This is a genomic window from Sphingobacterium sp. xlx-96 (assembly GCF_011007365.1).
Taxonomy (GTDB): domain Bacteria; phylum Bacteroidota; class Bacteroidia; order Sphingobacteriales; family Sphingobacteriaceae; genus Sphingobacterium; species Sphingobacterium luzhongxinii.
Map to the genome: position 1 here is coordinate 252595 of NZ_WFKM01000002.1, position 22225 is coordinate 274819.

The 22225-nt window shown below is 35.8% G+C and carries 21 protein-coding genes and 1 tRNA gene; 17 read left to right on the forward strand and 5 right to left on the reverse strand.

Annotated elements, in window-relative coordinates:
• Positions 1–57: 57 nt before the first annotated feature.
• The 13 genes from G7B20_RS03970 to G7B20_RS04030 all read left to right on the forward strand — a co-directional run bounded on the left by G7B20_RS03970 (position 58) and on the right by G7B20_RS04030 (position 14206).
• Complete coding sequence (locus tag G7B20_RS03970) at positions 58–939, forward strand: hypothetical protein (protein WP_164108737.1); 882 nt, start codon at positions 58–60, stop codon at positions 937–939.
• A gap of 56 nt (positions 940–995) precedes the next feature.
• Entirely contained in the window at positions 996–2093 is a 1098-nt protein-coding gene (locus G7B20_RS03975; protein ID WP_164108738.1) for a glycosyltransferase, read from the forward strand.
• Positions 2094–2139: 46 nt separating this feature from the next.
• Positions 2140–3240, forward strand: a complete 1101-nt coding sequence (locus G7B20_RS03980) for an NAD-dependent epimerase (protein ID WP_164108739.1) — start codon at positions 2140–2142, stop codon at positions 3238–3240.
• Positions 3241–3473: 233 nt separating this feature from the next.
• Positions 3474–4823: a polysaccharide lyase family 1 protein gene (locus G7B20_RS03985; protein WP_240465979.1), complete on the forward strand. Its 1350-nt coding sequence runs from the start codon at positions 3474–3476 to the stop codon at positions 4821–4823.
• A gap of 97 nt (positions 4824–4920) precedes the next feature.
• The gene (locus G7B20_RS03990; protein ID WP_164108741.1) at positions 4921–6069 is read left to right on the forward strand and encodes a glycosyltransferase family 4 protein; all 1149 of its coding nucleotides are present in this window, start codon (positions 4921–4923) and stop codon (positions 6067–6069) included.
• Positions 6070–6113: 44 nt separating this feature from the next.
• The gene (locus G7B20_RS03995) at positions 6114–7145 is read left to right on the forward strand and encodes a GNAT family N-acetyltransferase (RefSeq protein WP_164108742.1); all 1032 of its coding nucleotides are present in this window, start codon (positions 6114–6116) and stop codon (positions 7143–7145) included.
• 68 nt (positions 7146–7213) lie between these two features.
• The gene (locus G7B20_RS04000; RefSeq protein ID WP_164108743.1) at positions 7214–8017 is read left to right on the forward strand and encodes a phytanoyl-CoA dioxygenase family protein; all 804 of its coding nucleotides are present in this window, start codon (positions 7214–7216) and stop codon (positions 8015–8017) included.
• 33 nt (positions 8018–8050) lie between these two features.
• Complete coding sequence (locus G7B20_RS04005) at positions 8051–9037, forward strand: hypothetical protein (protein ID WP_164108744.1); 987 nt, start codon at positions 8051–8053, stop codon at positions 9035–9037.
• Positions 9038–9210: 173 nt separating this feature from the next.
• On the forward strand, positions 9211–9705 hold the full coding sequence (locus tag G7B20_RS04010; RefSeq protein WP_164108745.1) for a GNAT family N-acetyltransferase: 495 nt from the start codon (positions 9211–9213) through the stop codon (positions 9703–9705).
• A 19-nt stretch (positions 9706–9724) separates the two neighbouring features.
• Positions 9725–10795 (forward strand): GNAT family N-acetyltransferase, encoded by a 1071-nt coding sequence (locus G7B20_RS04015; RefSeq protein WP_164108746.1) that lies wholly within the window; start codon positions 9725–9727, stop codon positions 10793–10795.
• A 10-nt stretch (positions 10796–10805) separates the two neighbouring features.
• Entirely contained in the window at positions 10806–11861 is a 1056-nt protein-coding gene (locus G7B20_RS04020) for a GNAT family N-acetyltransferase (RefSeq protein ID WP_164108747.1), read from the forward strand.
• 9 nt (positions 11862–11870) lie between these two features.
• Positions 11871–13784 carry a polysaccharide biosynthesis protein gene (locus G7B20_RS04025; RefSeq protein WP_164108748.1) on the forward strand — a complete coding sequence of 638 codons (1914 nt, stop codon included), beginning with the start codon at positions 11871–11873 and terminating at the stop codon, positions 13782–13784.
• Between the two features lie 26 nt (positions 13785–13810).
• Positions 13811–14206, forward strand: coding sequence for a helix-turn-helix domain-containing protein (locus G7B20_RS04030; protein WP_164108749.1), 396 nt, complete (start codon positions 13811–13813; stop codon positions 14204–14206).
• Between the two features lie 317 nt (positions 14207–14523).
• On the opposite strand, the gene G7B20_RS04035 is transcribed toward G7B20_RS04030, so the two are convergent.
• Positions 14524–14597 (reverse strand) — tRNA-Met (locus tag G7B20_RS04035).
• A gap of 240 nt (positions 14598–14837) precedes the next feature.
• Between G7B20_RS04035 and G7B20_RS04040 the strand changes: the two genes are divergently transcribed.
• From G7B20_RS04040 to G7B20_RS04055, 4 genes are all read left to right on the forward strand, one after another.
• Positions 14838–15215, forward strand: a complete 378-nt coding sequence (locus G7B20_RS04040) for an START-like domain-containing protein (RefSeq protein ID WP_164108750.1) — start codon at positions 14838–14840, stop codon at positions 15213–15215.
• Positions 15216–15282: 67 nt separating this feature from the next.
• On the forward strand, positions 15283–16740 hold the full coding sequence (locus G7B20_RS04045) for an LptF/LptG family permease (protein ID WP_164108751.1): 1458 nt from the start codon (positions 15283–15285) through the stop codon (positions 16738–16740).
• Positions 16741–16815: 75 nt separating this feature from the next.
• Positions 16816–18030: a bifunctional 3,4-dihydroxy-2-butanone-4-phosphate synthase/GTP cyclohydrolase II gene (locus tag G7B20_RS04050; protein WP_164108752.1), complete on the forward strand. Its 1215-nt coding sequence runs from the start codon at positions 16816–16818 to the stop codon at positions 18028–18030.
• A gap of 81 nt (positions 18031–18111) precedes the next feature.
• Positions 18112–19542 carry an NAD-dependent succinate-semialdehyde dehydrogenase gene (locus G7B20_RS04055; protein WP_164108753.1) on the forward strand — a complete coding sequence of 477 codons (1431 nt, stop codon included), beginning with the start codon at positions 18112–18114 and terminating at the stop codon, positions 19540–19542.
• Between the two features lie 15 nt (positions 19543–19557).
• Here G7B20_RS04055 and G7B20_RS04060 read toward each other — a convergent pair whose 3' ends face one another.
• The 4 genes from G7B20_RS04060 to G7B20_RS04075 are packed head-to-tail and all read right to left on the reverse strand — an operon-like array spanning position 19558 to position 22220.
• Positions 19558–20058, reverse strand: coding sequence for a porin family protein (locus tag G7B20_RS04060; protein ID WP_164108754.1), 501 nt, complete (start codon positions 20056–20058; stop codon positions 19558–19560).
• Between the two features lie 3 nt (positions 20059–20061).
• Entirely contained in the window at positions 20062–20613 is a 552-nt protein-coding gene (locus G7B20_RS04065) for a CopD family protein (RefSeq protein WP_164108755.1), read from the reverse strand.
• A 50-nt stretch (positions 20614–20663) separates the two neighbouring features.
• A complete protein-coding gene (gene hemE / locus G7B20_RS04070) occupies positions 20664–21698 on the reverse strand; it encodes a uroporphyrinogen decarboxylase (RefSeq protein WP_079641360.1) in 1035 nt (344 codons plus the stop codon).
• 6 nt (positions 21699–21704) lie between these two features.
• The gene (locus tag G7B20_RS04075) at positions 21705–22220 is read right to left on the reverse strand and encodes a hypothetical protein (RefSeq protein WP_164108756.1); all 516 of its coding nucleotides are present in this window, start codon (positions 22218–22220) and stop codon (positions 21705–21707) included.
• Positions 22221–22225 lie beyond the last annotated feature (5 nt).

Consider the following 22225-nt stretch of genomic DNA (forward strand, 5'->3'; position numbering starts at 1 on the left):
AATTTGCATAACCAGATTTGGATAATGAAATTCTTGTTATTTAATCTTGATGTAAAAATGAATAAAGTAATCGACAGGTATTTCGGTGCAGACAAATGGAATATAGGATTTGTAAAACAATCTGCTGAAGATTTAATTCGGAGAAAAAAATTTAATGGAAAAGTGTTATGGCTAGAGGAAGATAAGGCACATTACTCGGCTGATCCTTTTATTGTTAAAATAAACTCCAGTCTTTTCATCTACTATGAAGAGCTTAACTTTTGGAAAATTAAGGGTAAAATTTCTAGAATTAAAAATTTTAATTTTGGCACTAAACAAAGAATATCAGGTCTTACACCAAAAGGCATCCATTTTTCATACCCATACATTTTTGAGGAAAAATCAAACTTTTATTGCATTCCAGAAACAGCAGATGCTGGTGAAGTAAGTCTCTATCAGCTGGATTATGAAAACTCCACAGAGTTAAAGAAAAAAAGGGTTTTGCTAGAGGGATCCCGCTATGTAGATACCTCTATTATCCACTACAAGGAAAAATATTGGTTATTTACCAATATAGATGGTCTGTTAAATGATATATACATTTACTATTCAGATTCGTTAGAGGAAGATTTTAAACCACATGCATTAAACCCCATTCCGGTGAGTTCCAAAAATTGCAGGGGGGCAGGAAACTTATTTATAGTAAATGGACAACTTTATCGTCCAACTCAGAACTTGGAAATCCGTTACGGCGGATCCATAATTATCAATAAGATTTCTGAACTTTCTGAACTTTCATTCAAATCAGAGCCTGATTTTGAATTGTTACCAGAAGCCCCTTACCTGGAAGGCATGCATAACATCAGTTTCGGAAACGATTTGATTGTTGTAGATGGGAAGAGAAGGACTCATTCACCAATTACTCCTGTACATAGATTACTAAAAAAAGTTTTTTACTGAAATACTAGCTGTTATTGGGTGTAAAGTGAGTTGAAAAATACAACTATTTTCAAAAGATGGAGACGATTTCAAAAAGACTATTGTTTGTATCCATGTCTGATACTGCCGGAGGAGCGGAAAATATCTTACGTATGGTAGCAGGTGTAACAGACAGTCCTTTAATCTTTCTGAAACACCTATTTAATTCCCGTCTATTCATACCCAAAGAACAGAAGGTAAAGTATTTAACTCAAAGGTCTCTGTTGATAGGTTTTTTTAAGCTTGTTAAAGTGCTCTATCCTTACAGAAGAGAGTATACGATCATAAGTACACATCCTTATCTTAATGCCTATTTAGGCCTACTCAAACGTGTTGGATATATAAAGTCAAACCTGGTTGTCCGTGAATGCACATCGGTATTTACCCGTTACGCAGGTATCAAAAAATTAAGCTATCAGATAGCTTATAAATTAGGTTATCCGGCAGTTAATTTAATCGTATGTCAGACAGAAATTATGCGAAATCAGTTGTTAGCGCAAAATAAATTTATCCCAAACGATAAGGCTGTAATAATAGATAATCCGATTGATCTAAATCATATATTAAAAAAAGCAAGGGAGTCTATAGATGAAGATCTGGCAGATTCAGATTTTATCTGCTCAGCTGGCAGGCTGATTCCAGAAAAGGGTTTTTCAGTATTAATTCATGCATTTGCAAATATTGCGCAACAGCAAAAGAACCTAAAGTTATTGATATTAGGAGAAGGTAGAGAAAGGAAAAACCTCAATACGCTTATAAAAAAAACCGGCCTGGAAGAAAGAGTAATCCTGATGGGACATATTGACAACCCTCTACCCTATTTTAAAAAAGCAAAACTATGTATCGTTTCATCTATTAAAGAAGGATTTCCAAATGTCTTACTTGAAATGATGGCCGTAAATGATTCCATTGTTTCAACACTTTGTGCGGGCGGAATTGAAAAAATATCCTCCATTCTAAAAGTTGAGCCCGATAATATAAGCACTTTAACATCAGCTATGGAGTTTGCTCTCGCTGATTATCCCATTCAGAAAAACGACAGAAGAGAAGATTACCTTAAAGATCGTAGTCCTGAGTTGTTTATTAGTTCCATTCTGGAGGAGGTTCAGCGAGTAAATAGCTTGTATAACTTTTAATAAGAATAATCAAATAATCTATAATTCATCTATAAACTTAATTGTTATGAAAGTATTGGTTACAGGTACAGCCGGCTTTATAGGATTTCATTTGGCCAAACGTTTGTTAGAACGAGGAGATACAGTTGTGGGAATCGATAACATCAATGATTACTATGATGTCAATTTAAAGCACGACAGGCTTATAGAAACTGGAATAAACGTGACAGAACTTGAATATGGGAAAGCAGTAAAAAGCACTAAATATCCAAAATATACGTTCATGAAATTGGATATTTGTGATAGTGAAGAATTAACGACTTGCTTTAAATCTTTTCAGTTTGACGCTGTATGTAATCTAGCTGCACAGGCTGGTGTGAGGTATAGCATCACCAATCCTGAAGTTTATATAGACACCAATATCAAAGGATTTTTGAATGTTTTAGAGTGCTGTAGAAATTTTAAAATTAAGCACTTGCTTTATGCCAGTTCATCGAGTGTCTATGGATTAAATAAAAGAATGCCTTTTTCGACACATGAAAGTGTAAATCATCCCGTTTCTTTATATGCTGCTTCTAAAAAAAGTAACGAATTAATGGCTCACGCATATAGCTATTTGTTTAATTTGCCAACAACGGGTTTAAGGTTTTTTACAGTGTACGGTCCTTGGGGTAGACCCGATATGGCTCTGTATATCTTTACTAAAGCAATAATAGAAGGTGAAAAAATAGAAGTTTTCAATAGCGGAGAAATGAGCAGAGATTTTACCTACATAGATGATATTATTGAAGGAATTGTTCGGGTAATTGATGCTCCTGCACAAGCAGATCCAAATTGGAATGCAAAAGATCCTGATCCTGCCACCTCAAAAGTACCTTATGCAGTGTACAACATTGGAAGAGGAGAACCGGTAAGTTTGTTGAAATTTATTAATGAAATTGAAAAACATACTGGTATTAAAGCAAATAAAGCCTTTTTGCCTATGCAGGCTGGAGATGTAGCCGAAACTTCTGCTGATATTAATGACTTGACGAATAAGCTTCATTATCAACCAATAACAAGTGTGGGAACTGGAGTGAAAAATTTTGTAAACTGGTACAACAACTATTATACAGAACCTTATCAAAATCAGACAAAAATTATACAAATTGCAAATGGTTTGTCATAATATTGTAACATAAACTTTTTTAACAACTTCAATAATTTTACTTGAAAACAAAAATTTGAAAAATCACAACTAACTGAATAACAAGGTTAAATAAAATGCAGTTTTCAGTTAAAAGATATAACTACCTCATTATCTGCATTGTGTTTTAAATTACAAATCCTTTAGGTTTGCGCCCAAGATGTAAATTTAAAACACAAAAATTCATGCAGAAGAAAACAAAATTAATTACAAAAGTGCTAGTATTTAGCTCACTACTGCTTACTATTTTTACCTTTAGTCAATGCCAGAAAGAAGGGGTAGAAAATCTAACAATTGATGTTCCTAACGATGTGGATGCACAGAGTGCTGTTTCAACAACTTCAACTTCTATATTCACAGTAAATGTTTCAAAAGGTATTTCGGATGGCGGATTTGCCGTACGAATTCCGATGGACGCCAATTTAACAAGCGACACGAATGATAAGCCAAGTGCTTCAACCGTAAGAGTATTTGAAAATGGCGTTGAAATAGGCCCTGCACACTCTTCACATCAGGAAATCAGAGATCTAGGCAAAGGCCGTTTCAGTCATAAAACAGGTTTTTTGTTTCTTTCGGCTTCTGATAACTCAAATCCGAGAACCAATGGTAAGAAGTATACTTATACTGTAGGTGGTCAAAGCACAATAAGCCCTGTTGTTCCACCAACAGAAACCACTAATCCTCCTATATCAACCAGTGAACCTATAGGATATGCATCTGTAAATGGTAAAACAACAGGAGGTGCAGGTGGTCAGACGGTAACTGTATCAACTTTCTCAGCGCTTCAAAATGCGGTATCATCCTCAGCACCATTAATTATACAAGTCTCTGGAACGATTACTGGTTCTGGATTACTTAGGGTGCAATCTAATAAAACGATTCTGGGCCTTAACGGTTCTAAACTAATTGGAGCAAGTTTGTTTATCTACGGAAAGAGCAATATCATTATCCGGAATATGACAATCAGTAAAGTTAAAACATACTCAAATATAATTATTAAAGGAGGTGCACACCACGTATGGGTGGATCATTGTGATCTTTCATCAGAACGTGTAAGTGACTGGGATTACTATGATGGCTTATTAGACGTCGGAACTGGTGCCGATTATGTTACATTATCATGGAATAAATTGTACGATAACCATAAAGCTATGTTAATCGGTTTTAGCTACAACGAGCCTGAATCTGTTGGTAAACTTCGTGTTACTGTACATAATAACTATTTCTATAATGTTTCAGAACGCTGCCCGAACGTAAGATATGGAACTGTGCATACCTTCAATAACTATTATGACAACGCTGGTTTTATTAGCTCTCTTATGGGGGCAATTGTACGAGTGGAAAACAGTTATTTCAAAAACACGACACTTCCAATCAGAACAGAACTTAGTCCTGTAGCTGGTGTTATTAGTGGTGAAAGTACCAATATATTTGATAACAGTGGAAAAAACAAAATTACTACTGCACCATCAAGCTGGGTACCTACTTACGAATACAAATCAGTACTTAGTGCTGCAGCAAATGTTCCGTCTATTGTAATGAAAGGCGCAGGCGCAACTTTATAATAAACAGAAATAGCTTAAAACATTCAAAAACAAGGCCATCTGACTGTAAGTCAGGTGGCTTCTTGGTTTATGTATCATTCTTTTTAATTCCTTTATTATGGCAGAGATTAGAAAAAAAGTATTGATCGCCTGTGATTCTTCGCGTACATTACTTGATTTTAGAGGTAAACTCATTGAAGAACTTATCAAAAAGAATGAGGTATTTGTATATACCCCGAAAATCACACAACAGCATGTTCGGGAAAAACTAAAGCATCTTGGAGTAACTGTTTTTGAAAATCATCTGAACGGGAGTAATGTATCGATCTTTTCCGACCTTACATACATTATTCAATTGTATAAGGTTATCAAGAGACTCAGACCAGATATTTTCTTTCCCTACACATTTAAGCCTGTTATCTATGGAACAATTGTAGCAAAGCTTTGTCGAATAGATTGTATAACCCCAATGTTAACTGGTCTTGGTTATAATTTTGCCGATAATGGATCTAAAAAAGTACTAATAAGTCTGATCACTAAAGCGCTATTGAAGTTCAGTCTAATGGAAAACCGAAGGGTCAGAATCATTTTCCAAAATAGGGACGATTATAATAAATTAATAGAATCAGGTATAATCGGGATTAAACATCAGGCATTTGTAGTAAATGGTTCTGGTGTGGATTTAGGCCATTACGATTATTCTGAGCCTGAAACTGTCAATATCAGCTTTCTAATGATATCCCGTCTCATCAATGCGAAGGGGGTTAACGAGTTTTTTGAAGCAGCTAGAACGATCAGATCCAAATATCCTGCTATAAAATTCAGGCTTATTGGTTCCTTTGATGATAATATTGATTCCATTAACAAAGAACTTTATTCCAAAATCCAATCTGGAGATACCGTAGAATATATTGGGCAAGTGGATGACGTAAGGCCGTATATCAAAAATTCATCTATCGTTGTACTACCGTCATATTATGGAGAAGGTGTTCCCCGTTGTATCCTAGAAGGAATGGCTATGGGGAGGGCCATCATTACTAGTGACTCTGTTGGATGTCGAGAAACAGTAAATGCTTCTCCTTCCTGTACCAATGGCTTTTTGGTTCCAGTAAAAAATATTCCAGCTCTTGCTTCTAAAATGGAGCACTATATAAATAATACCCGAGATATTATCTTGTATGGTATTAATGGTAGGAAATTCGCCTTAGAGAAATTTGATGTGAATCTTGTCAATGCAGAAATGCTTAAAATCATGAACGTTGGCTAGCTTAAGCATCTAAAAAACTGTAGTTTTTTTTAATATTATAAGTCATGTCATATCGCTTGATCAATTTTCAACAATCGGAAGAATGGACAGCATATGTCCGTAACGCTGTAAATTATGATTTTTATCATACATGGCACTATCATTCACTCGAGAAAAACGCGGAACCATTTCTTTTCGTTTATGAAGAATCGGATGTGTTCATTGCTCTGCCACTGCTAAAAAGAGAAATTGCAAATTCAGGTTTGTATGATCTGACGTCTGTGTATGGTTATTCTGGACCAATTTCCAACAAGAAGTTTGTAGACATAAGTGACCAGATACTTGAAAATTTCAAGTACTTCTTCTTAAATTTCATTAACACAGGAAGATATATCTGTGTTTTCTCCAGACTTAATCCTTTCATTGACCAAAAAGTGTTAATTGAAAAAATAGGAGGTATTTACAACAATGGCAAAACTGTGTATATCGATTTGTCCATTTCTATTGAAGAGCAAAGAGTGGGCTATGAAAAAAGGATGGGTAGGCAAATCAGACAGTTGAGAAGGATGCCTTATATTATCAAAGAAGCTAATACTAGAGACGAAATAGCGTCATTTTCCGAGATGTATAATGAAAATATGCTCCGGCTGAAAGCAGAAAAAAGCTATTTTTTTAACGAAGATTATTTTGCGGAAATCGTTAAAGAGGATAGTTGTAAGTTGATCCTGATGTATGATGGAATCAAGATGATTTGCGGAGCAATTATTATGTGTTGCGGAGGTATCATCCGAAACCACCTTTCGGCGACAGCTGCCGATTATATAAACCAATCTCCCAGCAAGTTACTCACAGACGAAATAAGTATAATAGGTAGAAAACTGGGGATGAAATATTTTCACTTGGGTGGTGGTTTGGGCGGTCGGGAAGACTCTCTATTTAAATTTAAATCATCCTTTTCCAATTTGTTTCTAGAAGATTCTACCTGGAAATTTATATCTGATAGATTCGTATATAATGACCTTGTGAAAGAAATGAAGAACAATTTAGATATGAATTATTTCCCCTTGTATCGCTGTCCTGAAATGGCTATTAAATAAAAACAATCCAATATTAAATTTTGGATTTTCTAAACTAATTAAATTTTCAACCATTAAATCTGTATACTTTGAAAAATATATTTAATTATTCCGAAGCTACTATTAGTGACTTTGAGAATGCATTTGATAAGTTCGGTTGGGTTATTTATGAAAATGCTCTTCATGAAGAGCTAATTGCTCAAATTATTAATGACTTGGAACCTGCTTACCTACAAAGAAGGAAAATTCAAACCCAAAACGGTATTGAAGCAAATATGGAGGGCACCCTCCATCACTTATTAGAATGTGATAATTTTAGCTTACATTTTTTAGAACAAATGTTTTGTGATAAGGAAATACGCTATTTTTTAGGCGGAAACTATATCTTAAATGGGTTGAGCGGAGTTATCAATATGAAAAATGATAGGCCGTATGTTCAAAATATTCATCGGGATTTAAGAAGTTTTACTGGAAACAATAAAATGATGATCCAAATGATTGTACTGCTTGATGATTTTACAGAGCAGAATGGTGCCACTTATTTACTGTCCGGTTCACACAAGGAAGATGTTAAACCAAATGAGGAATATTTTTACAAACATGCTGACCGGGCAATAACAAAAAAAGGTAGTATCATTTTATTTGATTCTAACTTGTGGCATGCTGCGGGTAAAAATTATACAGAAAATGCGAGAAAAGCATTAACAATAAGTTTCACCAAACCATTCTTTAAACCGATGTTTGATTTTCCAAGATACTTAGGTTATGAGTTTGGAGAATCTTTAAGTGAAAATTTGAGGCAAGTTGTTGGTTATAATGCCAGAATTCCGGCGGATTTGTACGAGTTTTATCAACCCCCTCATAAAAGAATGTATTTATCAAATCAGGGTTAATAGTTTTTTTGAGAAAATCTAACATTCAGTTTTATGAAAGATCAAAAAGAACTTGAGAAAACCATTGGAGGTTTTTTTCAGTTGCAACTTTCAAATGGCGAAGAATACTATCCTTCACTCCTAAAATTAAATACAACGAGAAATGCTTTAGAATATATATTGAGAGTTAAAGATTATACTAAAATATATATCCCCTATTTTACGTGTGACACCATATTGGAGCCGATGCTAAAATTGGCCGTTCCATATGAGTTTTATACATTAGACAAACAGTTAGACCCTATAATTGATTTCGAAATCGGATATGGAGAATGCTTTTTGTACACCAATTATTTTGGTCTAAAACAGAATACTGTAGAAAAACTAAGCAAAAACCTTGAAAATTTAATTATTGATAATTCGCAAGCCTTCTTTTCAAAACCATTAGATAAGATAGATACCATATATTCATGCAGGAAATTTTTCGGAGTTTCCGATGGTGCTTATTTACAGCTTAATAGTAGTCTCCGATTGAAACTAGAAACGGACATATCTGTTGATAGATTTCTACACCTTATAAAGAGTATTGAAGTCGGGAATGAAAATGCTTACCAGAATTTTGTTGCAAACGAAAAAAGTCTTGAAAATAACGACATTAAAAATATGTCCGTTCTAACTCAGAAAATTCTTTCCGGAATTAATTACCAAAATTGCAAAAAAATAAGAAAACAAAACTTTAATTATTTGCAGGAAAATTTGGCAGGAATAAATGAACTTGATCTTGAAATGTCTATAGATTCCGTCCCTATGATATATCCTTTTCTTCTTTCAAATGATAAAGTTAAAACTAAACTAATAGAGAAAAAAATATTTGTGCCTACCTTTTGGCCCAATGTCTTGAAATGGACAAACGAACGTATGTTTGAAAATCATCTGGCCAAACACCTAGTGCCTCTACCAATAGATCATCGATATACTATAGAAGACATGAAATTATTAGTTTGCGTGTTAAAAGATATAATACATAATCTGACTTTTTAATGCTCTGTATAAAACTCCTTTTATTTTTTTTCTATGTATGAATTCGGAAGCTCGCTCTGCCTTTTAACGGCCAGTTAACAGTTGGCGAACCCCAAGAATTTTCATTCGACTTATACAGCCGTTGCCAAATGGATATTTCATATCGTGAATTTGTTTTTAACTAAAAAATTAGGATGGATAATTCTGTTTATATAAGACCATTGGTTTTAAGCGATGCGAATATCTCTTACCGATGGAGAAATGATTCTAATATCTGGAAGTTTACGGAGTTTAAACCTGATAGTTATATTTCCTTAGAAGCTGAGCAAGAATGGTTAAAAAGCAAATTAGAGAAAAAAAATGAACGACGTTTTGCCATTTGCCTTAAAGAGAACAATCAATATATAGGAAATATCCAGCTATTAAATATAAATAACGGACTAGCTTCCTTTCATATATTTATTGGAGAAAAAACCTTATGGGGAAAAGGAATAGGCCAGCAAGCTACAAAACTAATATTAAAATATGCTTTTTCTCAGCTAGGATTAGAAAGTGTTTTATTAGAAGTAAATAAACTAAATATTTCTGCTTGTAAAACTTACGAAAGAATAGGTTTTGTTTCTACTGGTACCAATAAAAATAATGGATTTATTAAAATGAAACTAAACAAAACAGAATTTTCTCTTTAACATATGTTTACTTACTGCCATGAGAAAATTAATCACTCTTTTTCAAAAAACGCAATGGATAAAATATGTAAAACGCTCAGTAGAGTATGATTTTTATCATACCTGGCATTATCATACTTTAGATCAAAGCGGGGATCCTTTCCTTTTCGTGTATGAAGAAGGGGATAATTATATTGCTTTACCCTTGCTTAAAAGAAAAATATCAGATTCTCCATTTTCAGATCTGGCTTCTGTATATGGTTATACCGGACCTATCTCTAACCGAAAGTTTGAAGACCTCGAAGAAAGTCTGATGGATAATTTTAAAAGCTCTTTCCTAGATTTTCTAGATGAAGAACAAAATATTTCTGTATTTTCCAGGCTACATCCTTTCTTTAACCAATATCTATTAATTGAAAAATTCGGAGGGGTTTACAAAAATGGCAAAACTGTCGCCATTGATTTGACCATTTCAATTGATCAGCAGCGTAAAAAATACAGGAAATCAACTTATCAATATATAAAAAAAGCGTGGAGCAATGGATATTCAGTAAAAGAAACAAAAGATCTTGAAGATATCAATGTGTTTTTTAACATCTACACAGAAAATATGACACGGATTAAAGCAGAAGATTACTATTTTTTTAATCAACAATATTTTATAGACCTCATTAATACAGATGAATTTGATTGTCGTCTTGTATTGGTTTATGCTGGAGATAAGATAATTTGTGGAAGCGTAATCACCTGTACATGCGGTATCATTGAAGCCCATTTGGTAGCTACCTTAACTAAATATCTCTATAAATCACCAGCCAAATTCTTAACAGATGAAATTAGCATCCTCGGACGTAAACTAGGCATGAAATATTATCATTTGGGTGGTGGATTAGGTTTTAAAGAAGACTCCTTATTTAACTGGAAAGCTGGTTTTTCAGATCTGTTTTTAGAATATAAAAGTTGGCGCTATGTTGCCAATGAAGGAATATATAATTCCTTGGTTAATCGTATAGGAATCAATCCTAATAATAATATTGATTATTTCCCTCTATACAGATTCGGCGTTGTGCCGGTAAATAGTGATAAATATCCAAATCTTGTACCTATCTAAAATTCCAATTATGATTAAATTAATTACCCTTAACGAGAGAAAGGAATGGAATTCTTACGTTAAACGCTCTTTTATACACGATTTTTATCATACCTGGCATTATCATGCTTTAGACAAAAGTGGTAATCCTATACTCTTGATTTATGAGGAAGGGGAAGATTTTGTAGCCTTTCCATTCCTTAAAAGAAATATTCCTGATTCTTCATTTTTTGACTTAAGTTCTGTTTATGGGTATCCTGGACCAATTGCAAGTAAAAAATTCGAACACCTGGATGAAAGACTAATCGATAATTTTAAAAAGTCATTTTTAAAATTTCTAAAAAACGAACAGATAGTCTCGGTATTTTCCAGGTTGCATCCTTTTTTTGATCAACATATTTTGATGAAAGAATTCGAAGGAATTCATGAAAATGGACTTACTGTTGCGCTTGATCTGAATTTGCCTTTAGATGTGCAGCGAAAAAAGTACGATCGCTCGACCTCTAGATCAATCAAAAGGTCTCGTGATAAAGGATACTATGTTAAGGAATCAAAACGACAAGAAGATATCGATACATTTGTTGAGATCTATACGGAAAACATGCGTAGAATCGGCTCCACCGACTTCTACCTGTTTAATAAACAATATTTTATCGACTTGATTCATTCAGATGAGTTTGACTGCAGGTTATTATTGGTTTATTTAGGTGAAGAAATAACATGTGCAACGATCATCTCATTCTCCCATGGAATTATTCAAGCACATCTGGTTGCTACTAAAGCAGCATATCTAAATGAATCTCCTGCAAAATTTTTGGTTGATGAAATTACTATCATTGGCCGGGAAAGAGGAATGAAGTTTTTTCATTTAGGTGGAGGGCTTTGCTTTAAACAAGATTCCTTGTTTCGATGGAAATCGGCTTTTTCAGATCTGTTCCTCAACTATAAAAGTTTCCGATTCATTGCAAATCACAAAGCTTACAACTCTTTGCTTGATAAGCAAGGTGTTGACAGGAAAACAGAGACCGATTATTTTCCTTTATACAGGGCTTTTATTACCTTATTTTCTTCGCTGTCATTTATCTAAAATACTCCTATGAAAAATTTACTATTTAGTGATAAGATACATTCAAGATGGCTAATATTATTGATTGATCAATTAATCGTAATCTGGACCCTCTTTATATCCTTATTGCTGACCAAAAAAATTGAATACGCTGAATTGTTTTACGCCAGTGATATCCTTTACATAGGTTTGTACAGTGTGGTGTCTATTTTCGTATTTATTACGATGAAAATTCATACAGGAATCATAAGATACTCTAATACAGAAGATATCTTTCGCGTATTCATGGCAGTACTAATAACCAGTATTGGCTTTATGCTTATTAGCAACTTGCTAGTTGCGCCACATTTTAAGTTTCCATGGAAATGGTTTGACAAAGTACTGTTATTGAACTTTTTTATTTCTTCATCCTTGCTAATTATTTTGAGAATAGCCGTTAAACACATTTTTGGATATTTAAAAGATTTACAGTCCAAAAATGTAGCGGATAATGTTTTAATTTATGGAACTGACAGTACTTCAATTCTCGTAAAAAAAGCACTGGACACCTGTCATGAAGTACCTATAAATGTGCTTGGTTTCATTGATGATGGTCTGGATAGAATAAATAAACATATAGAACAAAAAAAAGTATATCCGCTATTTTTTATAGAAACACTTAAGAAAAAATACGCCATCAATAAGGTTTTAGTAGCTGGAAACGATTTGAATGTTAGTGGAAAAAAGAAAGTAATTGAAAAATGTATAGAACTGGGTATTAAAGTAGTAACGGTACCTTCTTCTGATAAATGGCTTTACGGAAAACTCGATAGTGACCAGCTTAAAGATTTAAATATCGCTGACCTTTTAGGGAGAGAACCTATAAAACTTGACAAAAAAAATATCCTTAACGAGATTAAGGGGAAGCGAATTTTAATAACGGGAGCTGCGGGATCGATCGGGTCTGAAATCGTAAGGCAAGCGCTTGATTATTATCCCAAAATGGTAATACTTTGCGATCAGGCAGAAACTCCTTTACACGATTTGAAACTAGAATTGGAAGATAATTTGCAATCTGATAGAATTAAAATTTTCATAGCAAATATTCAGAATTCAGACCGTATCAGAACACTATTTGAATTGTACCGACCAGAGATAGTTTTTCACGCCGCAGCTTATAAACATGTACCAATGATGGAAGATAATCCATCTGAAGCAATATTAACCAATGTTTTAGGTACTAAAAATTTAGCCGATATCTGTCTAGAATTTTCGGTAGAAAAATTTGTGATGATTTCTACCGACAAGGCAGTGAAGCCTACGAACGTAATGGGCGCTTCTAAACGGTTGGCAGAGATTTATATTCAATCGCTAAATGGAACAGATAATTATACAACTAATACAACCCGCTTTGTAACGACAAGATTTGGCAATGTTCTAGGGTCAAGCGGGTCCGTAATACCAAGGTTTAAAAGCCAAATCGATCGAAGAGTTCCGATTACGGTTACACATCCTGATATCACAAGATATTTCATGACAATCCCTGAAGCTGTAGAGTTGGTGCTAGAAGCTGCTGCAATGGGAAAAGGAGGAGAGATCTTTTTATTCGACATGGGTAAACCTATTAAAATTATAGATTTAGCCTTAAATATGATTAAACTTGCTGGATTAAAGCCTTATATAGATATTGATATTATTTTCACAGGTCTTCGCCCAGGTGAAAAAATTTATGAAGAGTTATTGCTTGTGGAAGAAAAAATTATCTTAACTCATCACCCTAAAATCAAAATTTCTCAAAATATAGCCTATGATTACTTTCATATTAATGAAGCTATAGAAGATTTACTTGCATTAAATAAAATAGGAAATGATTATCATGTTGTTAAAAAGATGAAAGAAATTATACCAGATTTCATCAGCAACAATTCCAAATATGAAGAGTTAGACTTATTTGAGGCTAATTAGATCAACTTTTACAATATATTTTTATTATGGGCATACATGTAGGAAATGTTCTGGAACAGGTTCTTCGGATGGAACGTATTGGGATTAGCGAATTATCCCGAAAGCTCAAAGTAAGCAGAAGAACAATATACAATTGGTTTAAACAAGAGAATTTGAATCTCCAAATTCTCTTAGAAGTTGGTAATATAATCGGACACGATTTTACGGCCGAATTGCCTGAAACATTAATAAAAAACCATCCTCACTTGCTTAACGCAGAGGATTCATCTTCTATAACCAATGCAGATATTGATAATAGTTCTGTTTATTTTTGGATGAATAAATATATTAGTTTGTTAGAAAAATATAGCGATCTCTTAAATCTCATTTCTGAGAACTCCGCTTCAAATAAGAAAATGACAGGAAAAAACGACTATTTCTAACTTAAAAATGAGAACCACAAAGCATAGCTCCTATCACCACCTTTACTTCTTAATTACTGGTTATAATCCTCTAACGTCAGCTCAACGTATTCCATGACCTTTAGTATGGCACTTCACTTTTGCCATTCCACTACCAGGAACACTTTCCATTGAAATAGCAGCAAACATTGCTCACCCCTATTACAAAAAAAGCTTCAAGTATCCTTGAGGCTTTTTTTGTAATAGAGAACAGGATTGAACTGTGCTATCAGCAGTTGACGGCATGTAATCCAATTAAGATCAAAAAAAGCCTCACCTTTCAGTGAAGCTTTATCTAGTAGCGGGGAGCAGGATCGAACTGCCGACCTCAGGGTTATGAATCCTGCGCTCTAACCATCTGAGCTACCCCGCCGTTTCGGTGATGCAAATATAGTAATAAGGAATTATTTTCAAAGGAATTATTTAGAGATTTTAATAAATTATTAATCCCTTAAAAGGACCTTCAATGCAATTATCTATAAATGAAAGACGTAAGATGTTGACAACTTTTTCAATGTGAACATTTTTTATCTGACTTGCTACTCTTTTAAAATAAAAATATGTATCATTACAGAAATCAATACGAGAATGTAAACTAAAAAGTGACCTGTCTATGTCGGAAAAAACTAAAATACAACTTGAATATATAATTAACTCTTCTCCCCGTATTCTATACCCTTATCTGGTTGAACCAAATGACTTATCGCAATGGTTTGCCGATGACGTGATCTACCATGACGGAATTTACGAATTTATCTGGGATGGAGAACACCACAGAGCCAAGCTTGCCGCATATAAAGAAAACAAATACGCCAAATTCAAATGGATAGACGATGACCCTCATTTTTTCGAATTAGAGATCATGCAGGACGAATTGACAAACGATGTTGCTCTAGCAATAACAGATTATGCAAAAGACGAAAATGTAGATGATAGAAAAAAAATCTGGGACAACTCGATAAGCTATCTACAGAGTGTAATTGGTGCTTAAAATTCTGTATCTTTGTTTGTCGCTCGTAGCCTAACACAAAGTTAGGAAAGGCTATGCGTAAAGATGCATGAAAAAAGTACACGTATTAATACTACAAGCATTCATTAAGCCCTTTATAGTCACATTTTGTATTGTGATGTTTGTGCTTTTGATGCTTTTTTTATTTAAATATATTGACGACCTTATCGGAAAGGGATTTGAGTGGTATGTTATAATGGAACTGATTGGCTATCAGTGCGCCGTACAGTTAGCAATGGCACTTCCGCTATCTATGCTCTTATCCTCGATTATGACATTTGGTAATCTTGGAGAAAGCTATGAATTAGTTGCGATTAAAGCTGCTGGTGTATCACTTCGTAAGGCCATGAGCCCGCTTTTTGTTCTAGTCGCACTATTTGCGTCAGGATCCTTTCTATTTTCAGATTATATACTTCCTGTCGTAAACCTAAAGATGGGATCCCTCCTTTGGGATGTGCGCAATAAAAAGGCCGACTTTCTAATTAAACCTGGAATTTTTAACAGTACTATACCAGGGTATTCGATTCGAGCAAAAAGCAAAAGTAAAGATGGGACAGTATTATACGATCTGACTATTTATGACAAATCGAAAGGTACAGCTGGCAGTGACGTACTGGTCGCTAAAGAAGGATATATGTACAACTCGCGGGATCAAAACTTCATGATTCTGAAGCTTATTGATGGTGTACGTTATGAAGACTCCCGTGCGAGCAATGCCAAAACCTATGACCCGCGTCAGCAGTTTACCCGTTTCTATTTTAAGGAGACAGAGACAAAGTTTAATATGGATGCTTTTGAAATGAAGCGGACAGATGAAAACCTTTTTAAACAACATCACCAGATGTTAAATCTTCGTCAGCTTAAGCTCAAGTCTGACACCAACAGAATGGAGTTGGATAGTGTATCAAGAATCAGTGCACAGGAACTGAAACACAACATCCTCTTTACTTCGCGGTATTACAACGAAGGCATTCATCAAAAGTCTAAATTAAAAATTGAAGGGAGTCTATTAGACAACGTTCCAGCATCTGCAAAAAGAAATATTGTAAGTAGTGCCTTGGGACAGATCCAACAATTTAAGGATGGAACATTCAATAGATCTGCAGAATACCAAGCATTGGTAGACAAAGATCTTCGTTACGATATTGAGTATCACCGTAAATTTACGCTTGCAGTTTCTTGTCTACTCCTATTTGCTATAGGAGCACCGCTAGGAGCTATCATTAGAAAAGGGGGATTGGGAGCGCCGGTAGTGATATCCATCATATTCTTCTTGATATATCATATTATCTCTACCGTAGCGGAGAAATCAGCTAAGGATGGCGCTATCAGCCCATTTTGGGGGATGTGGATGGCAATCATTGTTTTAACCCCATTAGCAGCATTCCTTACTTATAAATCGACCACAGACTCGGCCTTATTTGATATAGACCAGTATAAAATCAAGGCTCAGTATGCTTTGTCATGGATTAAAGAAAAATTAAATATCAAAAAACAAAAGGTCTAATCGCAATTTTGACTTCTTTATTATTAAAAGAAAATAAATCAGACATACCTTTGTAATTCGAAAACTCATATATCAATGGATATAAAATTAAACACGATCGAAGAAGCTATTGAAGACATCAAAGCAGGGAAAGTAATCATCGTTGTAGACGATGAAGACAGGGAGAACGAAGGAGACTTTGTAACCGCAGCGAGAAATGCTACACCTGAGATTATAAACTTTATGGCGACTCATGGACGGGGATTAGTTTGTGCCCCGTTGACCGAGCAACGCTGTAAAGAATTAGATTTACACCCGATGGTAGGTCAAAATACAGCTATATATGAAACTAACTTTACGGTATCAGTAGATTTGCAAGGCTACGGCTGTACCACAGGGATATCGGCCTCAGATCGCTCAAAAACAATTAAAGCGTTAATAGATCCTAATATAAAGCCTGAGGAGTTGGGGCGCCCAGGGCATATCTTTCCATTGATCGCTATTGACGGAGGCGTATTACGTCGTACGGGGCACACCGAAGCCACTGTTGATATAGCAAGACTAGCTGGTTTTGAACCAGCTGGTGTGCTCGTAGAAATATTAAAAGATGATGGCGAAATGGCAAGGCTTCCAGATTTGATGGAAGTAGCAAAACGATTTGAACTGAAAATAATAAGCATTGAAGATTTAATCGAATATCGTCTGAAACATGACACACTTATCAAAGAAGAGGTATCTGTAAAGATGCCAACCGTCTACGGGGATTTTCAAATGAAAGCTTTCACTCAAAAAAACACTGGACAACAACACCTTGCTATCTACAAAGGAGAGTGGAAAGAAGACGAACCAGTGCTAGTTCGTGTACACAGTTCCTGTATGACGGGAGATATTTTTGGCTCATGTCGTTGCGATTGCGGTCCTCAACTCCACAAAGCAATGGAAATGATCGAGAAAGAAGGGAAAGGAATTATCGTATATATGAATCAAGAAGGTCGTGGTATAGGACTGATCAACAAACTCCATGCTTACAAACTTCAAGAAGAAGGAGTAGACACAGTAGATGCGAATACACAATTAGGGTTTAAAGCAGATTTAAGAGATTACGGCGTTGGTGCGCAGATAATCCGCCATATGGGAGTTACAAAAATGCGGCTGATGTCAAACAACCCAACTAAAAGAGCTGGTCTAATAGGTTACGGAATAGAGGTTGTCGAGAACGTACCCATTGAAATCGAACCGAACGTATACAACGAGGATTACTTGAAAACCAAGCGAGATCGAATGGGACATACGATCCTTAAGAATTTATAAAATAAAAAAAGAGGACGAGTTCCTCTTTTTTTATAGATAGCAAACTACATCAACAATTGTTACCTACATAAAAGAGAAATCATGACAAACGCACTTTTTGTACAACAAGCTTATATCAACGGAGACTTTATTGATTCAGAGCACACTTTTGAAGTCATAAACCCATCTACAAATAAAACAATTGGCACCGTACCGAATCTTCATATTGATCATTGTAAAAGTGCGATTAAGGCTGCCGAATCAGCACTCTCCCTATGGCGGCAAACCCCTGTTGGCATACGTTGTCAAGCTGTTTATAAAATATACGAACTCATCCTCAGCCACAAAGACGAGCTTGCAGAGATCATGACGTTAGAATGTGGAAAAACACTAACCGAATCGCTGGGAGAGATTGACTATGCAGCTTCATTTGTTGAATGGTTTGCCGAAGAAGGTAAGCGTACGTATGGAGAGACGATCCCTTCACTCAAAGGTAACAATCGTTTGATGACCATCAAACAACCTGTAGGAGTAGTAGCTGCTATCACACCGTGGAACTTCCCTCTAGCAATGATTACGAGAAAACTAGCCCCTGCCTTAGTAGCAGGATGCCCTGTTGTCCTAAAACCAGCTTCGCAAACCCCATTTACAGCAATAGCCCTTGCTAAGCTGACCCAAATGGCCGGAATACCAAAGGGCGTCTTTTCTGTAATTACTTCCAAAGACAGTAAAGGATTTGGAGAGGAACTGGCTACAAATCCCATCGTGCAAAAGATCACATTTACAGGCTCCACAGCTGTTGGAAAGACACTCATGCAACAGGCGGCCAGCACCCTTAAGAGAATCTCTTTCGAACTAGGTGGAAATGCTCCTTTCCTTGTATTTGACGATGCAGATGTTGACAAAGCTGTTTTGGGAGCTATTGCGGGAAAATTTAGAAACTCTGGACAGACCTGTGTCTCAATAAATAGATTTTACATTCAGGAGGCTGTTTACGACGAATTTGCAAAAAGGCTTAGTACGGCTGTTAAAGTACTAAAAGTTGGCGATGGATTTACACAAGGTACTCAGGTAGGCCCTCTAATCAATCAAGCTGGTTTAGAAAAGGTAAAAAAACACGTGGAAGATGCAGTAGGCCGGGGAGCCAAAATTTTAACAGGAGGAAAACCACTTCATGGAAATTTCTTCGAACCTACGGTACTCACGGATCTCGCTCCCGATAGTATAATAAGCAAAGAGGAAACCTTCGGTCCTATATGTGCCCTATTTAAATTCAGCAATGAAGAAGAGGCTATTCAATTAGCAAACAATACGCCTTTTGGCCTAGCTGCTTATTTCTACAGCGAGAACATCCATCGTTGCCATCGGGTGGGCGAAGCTTTAGAAGCGGGAATGGTCGGTATCAACACAGGCCTAATCTCCAATGCATCCGCTCCTTTTGGGGGTATAAAACAATCCGGAATAGGTAGAGAAGGTGCTAGATACGGAATAGACGAATATCTCGAAATTAAGTATTTATGTTATGGAGCATAGTCGCTCCGCAACATATTACCACAAATGATACCGTACACCGAGTGTTAAATAATTAGGCAGAAACGTTTCATCTTCGACAAGATACTTCACCTTGTACCCTGTATAAACAGATAATTGTACAGGCTTAAAGTAATAGCTCAATCCGAGCTGTCCGTTGAGAACGAACCTTTCATCCTTTACAAATACATACTCCTTGACGTCGACCTCTTGGTAACTAATAAAATCTTCGGCTGCTCCCGCTCCGAGAAAAACGTTAAAATTACTTTTTCGCTTGTCTAAAAATGAAAAAAGATAGTCTGCACCAACAGAAACAAAATTACTTCTTCCGTGGACCTGAGCTTGTACTGAACTACGGTTATCCAGGTCATACTTCCCTTGCACGCCAAAACTACTTTCTTTTGCTGATTTTACATTCATATCGCCATAAAAACCAAACGCCCAATTGTGTTCCTGTGCAAACGAATGTGCCGATAACACCGTCATAAGTATGACTGTCAAAAAAACTCTTTTCATCATAAATTAGTCTACCTTCTCTCCTTTTGATTTTCGATATTTCTTATAAAGTTTAACTAGTATCATCAGTAAAATTGCTAATATCAATAATCCTAACACACCATAAATCCAACTTAGCGCTGATTTCAAAATAACGACAAATACTATAGCAAACAACAGCACTGTAGATACTTCATTCCAAAGCCGTAATTGATGTGAAGTCCATGTAGAAGCTTCATCCCTCAACCTAAACATTATCCGTTGGGTTCTAAAATGATAAAAAACCATTCCTCCGACAAACAACAACTTGACGTGCATCCAACCTAAAGAGAGTAGCCCAGGGTTTAGATACAACATTAATAAAGCAGAAGCAATCGTAATGTACATGGCAGGAGTTGTGATCACCCACCAAAGACGGTTTTCCATAATTGTAAACTGTCGGTGCAACACATTATATTCCACCTTTTCCTTTCCTTTGGCTTCTGTATGATAAATGAAAAGACGGGGCGTATAAAAAAGTCCCGCCATCCAACATATCACAAAAATGATATGTACTGCCTTAGCATATAGATATATCATAATACAAAAGTAAGAAGGAAAAATTAAATAATTTTTCCTTCTTGATTTTATTAGTACCTAAACTCTTTAATTACTTCGACAGCGTATTTGACGTGGTCAAAAGGCATATCCGGCATGATACCATGTCCCAGATTACATATAAAACCATTCTCTCCTCGCATACGTTCAAAAAGTTCGTGTATCTTAGCTTTGATAACAGGCTTGTTAGCATACATGATGAATGGATCCAAATTTCCTTGTACAGCCATACCAGCAGGTAGACTCTTTTTAATATTTAACAGATCCGCATTCCAATCGACCGAAATGACATCGGGTTTAGTCTCTGCCATAACCGGTGCAAATACGGAAGCTCCTTTTGCGAAAGAAATAACCGGGACCGTGCGTTTCAAATTGTCGATAATATACTTATTGTATTTGTGAGAGAATGTGTGATAATCATTCCAAGACAAAGCCGAGGCCCAACTATCGAACAACTGTACTGCGTTTACCCCCGCATCGATCTGCATATTCAGATAGGCTATTGTCAAGTCAGCAATCTTCTGTAAAATAAGATGAGCAAGTTCTGGCTCATTATTAAGCATAAGTTTTGTTAGCTTAAAATCTTTTGAAGAAGCCCCTTCTACCAAATAGCTTAATATGGTAAATGGCGCACCGGCAAAACCAATAAGTGGGATACGTCCATTTAGGCGTTCTTGAATCACTTTAATCGCATCGGCTACGTATTGAAGCTTGTCTAAGCAATCTACAGATAGCTTTTCAGCATCAGCAAATGATCGAACCGGATTTGAAAAACGAGGCCCTACCCCTTGTTCAAAGGACAAGTCCCCTCCCATAGCTTCGGCAGTAACAAGAATATCTGAGAAAAGAATAGCAGCATCGATCCCCAGAAGGTCCACAGGCAACATGGTGACATCTGCGGCAATTTCCGGTGTCTTACACATCTCCAAAAAGCTATACTTATTCTTGATTTCCCAATATTCAGGCATAAAACGCCCTGCTTGACGCATCATCCACACCGGAGGTCTTTCTGTTTGCTGCGAAAGCGCAGCTTTGATAAACAAATCGTTCTGTAAAATTGTACTCACTATTTCTTAATTATATTTTTTTACGTCTTCTCTAATTTTCCTAACTATATCACTTTGCCGCTGCGTCAGCGCTAACTTATCAGCCAGATCTAAATATGTCAAAACACGCTCATACTCTTTTTTCCGCAGGTTGATATTTGCTAGGTTTATCAACACCATACCCTTTTCGTTATCTCGGCGCCAAGGCAATCTGGAAGCCAGCTGGAAATGATATTCTGCCTCATCGACCCGATTCTCTTTCAAAGCTATATTACCCAGCATAAATTCATAAAAGTTACGTCGTCCTTTCCTTAGATGGTCTGGATTTTTGATCTCTGCAAGTAATCTCTTTGTTTTCTCGTAATCTTGTTTGTGAAATGCCTGGGTGGCGAGAAAAACTGTTCCTTCCCGATATTGACTCCATATGAAATATCCAATAATCCCCAAGAGATAAACACAAACATTGTAGTGTCTGAAAACAACGGAATAGGCTAAGCCTACGACCGCTATTGACACTACTATCATCCGAAACCGTGTATTCATAAAAG